Origin of the sequence: Promicromonospora kroppenstedtii DSM 19349 (genome assembly GCF_000515355.1) — a bacterium.
Lineage (GTDB): Bacteria > Actinomycetota > Actinomycetes > Actinomycetales > Cellulomonadaceae > Promicromonospora > Promicromonospora kroppenstedtii.
In genome coordinates, this window is the sequence record NZ_KI911565.1 from 3,577 (window position 1) to 8,416 (window position 4,840).

Genomic DNA, 4,840 nt, shown 5'->3' on the forward strand with positions numbered 1-4,840 from the left:
CGAGTGCCGGGGCGACCCGGGCGGCGTCGGACGGCGTGGCGAAGGTGAGCTCGACGCCTGCCTCGCCGACCTCGCGCTTGAGCTGGGCCGGGGTGCCCTCGGCGACGACGCGGCCGCCGTCCACCAGCGCGACGCGCTGGGCGAGCCGGTCGGCCTCCTCCAGGTACTGGGTGGTCAGGAGCACGCTGGTGCCGTCGGCCACGACGCCCCGCACGACGTCCCACAGGGCCTGCCGCGACCTGGGGTCGAGGCCGGTGGTGGGTTCGTCGAGAAACATGACTCGGGGCCGGGTGAGCAGGCCGGCGGCGAGGTCGAGCCGGCGTCGCATGCCGCCCGACCAGGTGCCCACGTGCCGGCTCGCGGCGTCGGCCAGGTCGAAGGCGGCGAGCAGCTCGGTCACGCGGTCCCGCACCACACGGCGGGGCAGGTGGGCGAGGTGCCCCATCATCGTCAGGTTCTCGGCGCCCGACAGCTTGTCGTCGACGGCGACCTGCTGCCCCGTGAGGCTGATGATCTCGCGGACGCGGCGTGCGTCCCGCACCACGTCGAGCCCGCCGACGGTCGCACGACCCGTGTCGGGCCGCAGCAGCGTGGACAGGATGCGGACCGTGGTGGTCTTGCCGGCCCCGTTGGGCCCCAGCAAGGCCAGCACCGTTCCCTCCTCGAGCTCCAGGTGGAGCCCGTCCAGCACGGGCGGGCTCGTCGAGCCTCGCCTGGCGAAGGACTTGCCCAGTCCTTCCGCCGTGACGATCGCAGCCATGGTCGTTTCCTCTCGGGTCCAGTTACTGTTTACGTCCTACGCGTTTTAGTGTGCGCCGTAAACAGTATGTGGTCAAGAGAGTTTCGAGTCGGATCAGCCCGGCTGGGCAGGGCAGGATGGAACCCGATGCGCACAGACGACACGTCCGGACCGGCCGAGCAGCCGCCGAGCACCGGCCAGGAGCACGAGCTGCCCGCCGTCGTGCAGCGCCTGTGGGGGGACACGGCGCCGCGCCGGCGCGGGCCCAAGCCCGCCCTGTCCGCCGCACGGATCGTGCGGGCCGCCATGGAGCTGGCCGACGCCGAGGGCCTCGCCGCCGTCTCGATGGCGCGGGTCGCCGAGGCCGTCGGCTACACACCGATGGCGCTGTACCGGCACGTGTCCGGCAAGGAGGAGCTGCTGATCCTCATGTCGGACGCCGTGGCGGCCGACCTGCCCGAGATCCCGGCCGGCGCCGACTGGCGGGCCGGGCTGGAGGCCTGGACACGGGCGCAGATCGACATGGCGCTGACCAGGCCGTGGATGCTCGATCTCCCGCTGTCGGCCACGCCGCCCGGGCCGAACCGGGTGCGCTGGATGGACCAGGCGTTCGGCGTGATGCGGGAGGTGGACCTGCCCGCGGACGAGAAGCTCGCGGTCGTCGGCCTGCTCGCCCAGCACGTACTGGGCGAGGCCCGGGTGCACGTGGAGACCCACCGCGCCGCGGTGCACAAGGTGCGGCGGGACGCCGGGCTGCCAGACGACACCCCCGAGTCCGAGCTCGACCCGGCCGCGATCCATGCGGCCGACCCCTACGCGGACTTCGAGGTGGTGCTCGGCCGCTACGCCGGCCCGGACACCTATCCGCACATCTTCGCCTCGTTCGCGTCGTGGTCAGGGCCTGCCGTCGACGGACCCGGCGACGACGACATCGCCTTCGGGATCTCGGTGGTGCTCGACGGCCTCGAGGCGTACCTGCGACGCCGGGGTGCGATCACGCCCCAGAGCTCCTGAGCCCCTCAGCACGGCGTCGCAACGGTTGTGGCGCGACCACAGGCAGCGGTTTTCGGACGTCGTGCACAGGCAGGCTGCCGACCGGCGCGGAGTGTCGGTGACGTGAGTCAGAGTGGTCCCGTGACCACCGAACACGGGACAGACATCAGCACGACGGCCGGCGACGGCGGCCCGGCCGGGCGCTGCTTCGGCGACGGCGACGCGCTCTACTCGGCGTACCACGACGAGGAGTGGGGCGTGCCCGTGCACGGCGAGCAGGCACTGCTGGAGCGCATCGCCCTGGAGGGCTTCCAGTCCGGCCTCTCGTGGATCACCGTGCTGCGCAAGCGGCCGGCGTTCCGCGAGGTGTTCGAGGGCTTCGACCCGGAGCGGGTGGCGGCCTTCGGCGCCGACGACGTCGAGCGACTGCTCCTCGACGCCCGCATCATCCGGAACCGCATGAAGATCGAGGCGACCATCGACAACGCCCGCGCCGTGGTCGCGCTGCACGACTCCGGGCGCACGCTCGACGAGCTCTTCTGGTCGTTCGCACCCGACCCGGCCGGGCGCGTGCGGCACGCCTCGTTCGGCGACGTGCCGGCGACGACCGCCGAGTCCAAGGCCCTGAGCAAGGCGCTCAAGAAGGAGGGCTTCCGGTTCATCGGGCCGACGACGGCGTACGCGGCCATGCAGGCGTGCGGCCTGGTGGACGACCACCTGGCCACCTGCCCGGTGGTGCTGCGCCGGGCCGGTGCGGTGCCTACCGGGGCGGCCGGAGCGGCAGCCCCGGCCGGCTGAGGGTCACAGGTCGGCGCACGGCTCCACGACCGGCAGCACCGCGTCGCGCACCCACTCGGCGAGAGAGGTGCCCGGCGGCCGCAGGATCACGGTGTCCACGCCGTGCACGGCGAAGCCCCGCATCTCCTCGACGAAGGCCGCGGTGTCGCCCGGCCGGATCGGCGTGCCGCGGTGCAGCATCGTGATGCGGATCTCGGCGGGGTCCCGGCCCACGTCGGCGCAGTGGGCGTGCAGCACGTCGAGCAGGTGGCGCAGACGCTCCGGCGTCTCGGCGAACAGGTTGCACGCGTCGGCGTACTGCGCCACGAGCCGCAGGGTCTTCCGCTCGCCCGACCCGCCGATCATGATCTCCGGGCCCGACAGCGGCGGCGGGTAGCAGAGGGTCTCGGCGAGCTGGAAGTGCTTGCCCTCGAACGGCCCGTCCTGCTCCGGGTCGTACATCTGCCGCGCGATCCGGACGGTCTCCTCGAGCATCTCGAACCGCTCCTTGACCGGCGGGAACGGCACCCCCAGCCCCGCGTGCTCCTTGTCGTACCACGCGGCGCCGATGCCGTACGTCGCCCGGCCGCCGGAGACCACGTCGAGGGACGCCACGATCTTGGCCAGCAGGCCCGGGTAGCGGTACGTCACCCCCGTGACCAGCGCGCCGAGCTGCGCCCGCTCGGTCACCCCGGCCAGGTAGCCCAGGGTCGTGTACGCCTCCAGCATCGGGTCGGATGCCGGGAAACCCTGGTGCTCCATCTGGAAGTAGTGGTCCATCACGGAGATCCACGAGACGCCGCCCTCGTCGGCGTACCGGGCGGCGTCCGCCAGCTCGGTGCGCATCCGGGCGGGCTCCATCGAGTCGAAACGCATGAAGTGGGTGCCGATTCGCATGCCTCGATCCTCCTCCGCCGACGCGGCGCGTCAAGCCATGGATCGGGCGCGACCCCGGGCGAGCCCGGCGGCGAGCGGTCAGACGCCCGTGCCGACCAGCTCTTCCGTGCGCCCGAGCACGGACGCCACCAGCCACGTGATCGATCCGGCCGTCTCGCGCGGGGAGGCCGTCGGCTGCATCACGTGGCTCAGCGCCGAGCGCACCATGATGTCGATGACCACCGCGATCCGCTCGGGCGGCAGCGTCACCTCGTACTGGTCCACCCGGTCCTGGACGACCACCTTCACGGTGCCCAGCAGCGACTCCGAGTGCGTGGTGAGCAGCGGCAACAGCTCGGTGTCGGCGCCGTGCGTCGCGGACACCACGGCGCGGAGCAGCGCGTTACCCTCGGCGAACGCCAGCGTGTTCTCCACCGCGTCGTGGATCGCCGCCAGCAGGTCGTCGGGGTGCCGGTCAAAGGCCTCGGCGATGTGAAAGATGAACTGCGCCGACTCCGTGAGCACCATGGCCTCGGCCAGGTCGTCACGGCTGCCGACCGCGTTGTAGACGGTCTGCCGGCTCACGCCGGCCTCGGTCGCGAGGCGGCCCATCGTCACCTTGGACCAGCCGTGGGCGCAGGTCAGGCGCGCGGCAGCAGCAATGATCCGGTTCCGGTTGGAGATCGGGTCGTCGTCGTGTCCGGCAGTCGCCTCGGCCATGGCCAAATCCTAGGCAACGGGTGAACTTCTGGGCCCTTCAGGAAGGGCGTGGGCTGATCATTTCACCCCCTCGCCATTTCGCCCTGCGGATCGCCTGCCCGGCGCGGCTCCGGACCCCGTCCTCCGGCAGACCCCCTAGAGTGGCGGGCATGGATCTCGAGGAACGCCTGGCCGTCTTCATCGACTACGAGAACCTGGCGCTCGGCGCCCGGGAGCACCTGGGCGGGATGCAGTTCGACTTCGGCCCCATCGCCGACGCGCTCGCCGTGCGCGGGCGGGTGGTGGCGCGCCGCGCCTACGCGGACTGGTCGTACTTCGACGAGGACCGGCGCATGCTGACCCGGCACCAGGTCGAGCTCATCGAGATGACCCAGCGGATGGGCGCCTCCCGCAAGAACGCCGCCGACATCAAGATGGTGGTCGACGCCATCGAGATGGCCTTCGAGCGGGACTACATCTCCACGTTCGTCATGTGCACCGGCGACAGCGACTTCTCGCCGCTCGTCCACAAGCTCCGTGAGCTGAACAAGCGCGTGATCGGCGTCGGCGTCGAGAAGTCGACGTCGCGCCTGCTGCCCGCCGCCTGCGACGAGTTCCTCTTCTACGACCGCCTCGAGGGCGTCGAGGTGCCCGACGAGGACCAGGGCGCCCCGGCCCACAAGCGCGGCTCCCGCACCCGCAAGGCCGGCGCGACGGCGGAGCGCGCCACCGCGCAGAAGGCACCGGCCGCCTCGC

6 protein-coding genes are annotated in these 4,840 nt (G+C 71.9%); 3 read left to right on the plus strand and 3 right to left on the minus strand.

The window, feature by feature from the left end; all coding sequences use genetic code 11:
• The coding region (locus PROKR_RS00065; RefSeq protein WP_036958676.1) for an ATP-binding cassette domain-containing protein at window positions 1-760 on the minus strand (760 nt) is incomplete at its 3' end.
• A gap of 126 nt (window positions 761-886) precedes the next feature.
• On the opposite strand from PROKR_RS00065, the gene PROKR_RS00070 reads away from it, so the two are divergent.
• Together PROKR_RS00070 and PROKR_RS00075 are read left to right on the plus strand one after the other, a co-directional pair.
• On the plus strand, window positions 887-1,753 hold the full coding sequence (locus tag PROKR_RS00070; protein WP_051432534.1) for a TetR/AcrR family transcriptional regulator: 867 nt from the start codon (window positions 887-889) through the stop codon (window positions 1,751-1,753).
• 120 nt (window positions 1,754-1,873) lie between these two features.
• A complete protein-coding gene (locus tag PROKR_RS00075) occupies window positions 1,874-2,530 on the plus strand; it encodes a DNA-3-methyladenine glycosylase I (RefSeq protein WP_051432535.1) in 657 nt (218 codons plus the stop codon).
• 3 nt (window positions 2,531-2,533) lie between these two features.
• Here the strand turns inward: PROKR_RS00075 and PROKR_RS00080 are convergent, their stop codons facing one another.
• Complete coding sequence (locus PROKR_RS00080) at window positions 2,534-3,406, minus strand: LLM class F420-dependent oxidoreductase (protein WP_036958677.1); 873 nt, start codon at window positions 3,404-3,406, stop codon at window positions 2,534-2,536.
• Between the two features lie 78 nt (window positions 3,407-3,484).
• Window positions 3,485-4,105, minus strand: a complete 621-nt coding sequence (locus PROKR_RS00085; protein ID WP_036958679.1) for a TetR/AcrR family transcriptional regulator — start codon at window positions 4,103-4,105, stop codon at window positions 3,485-3,487.
• Between the two features lie 149 nt (window positions 4,106-4,254).
• Here PROKR_RS00085 and PROKR_RS00090 point away from each other — a divergent pair.
• Window positions 4,255-4,840 (plus strand): NYN domain-containing protein (locus PROKR_RS00090; RefSeq protein ID WP_245605648.1); only part of this gene is annotated, 586 nt, incomplete at its 3' end.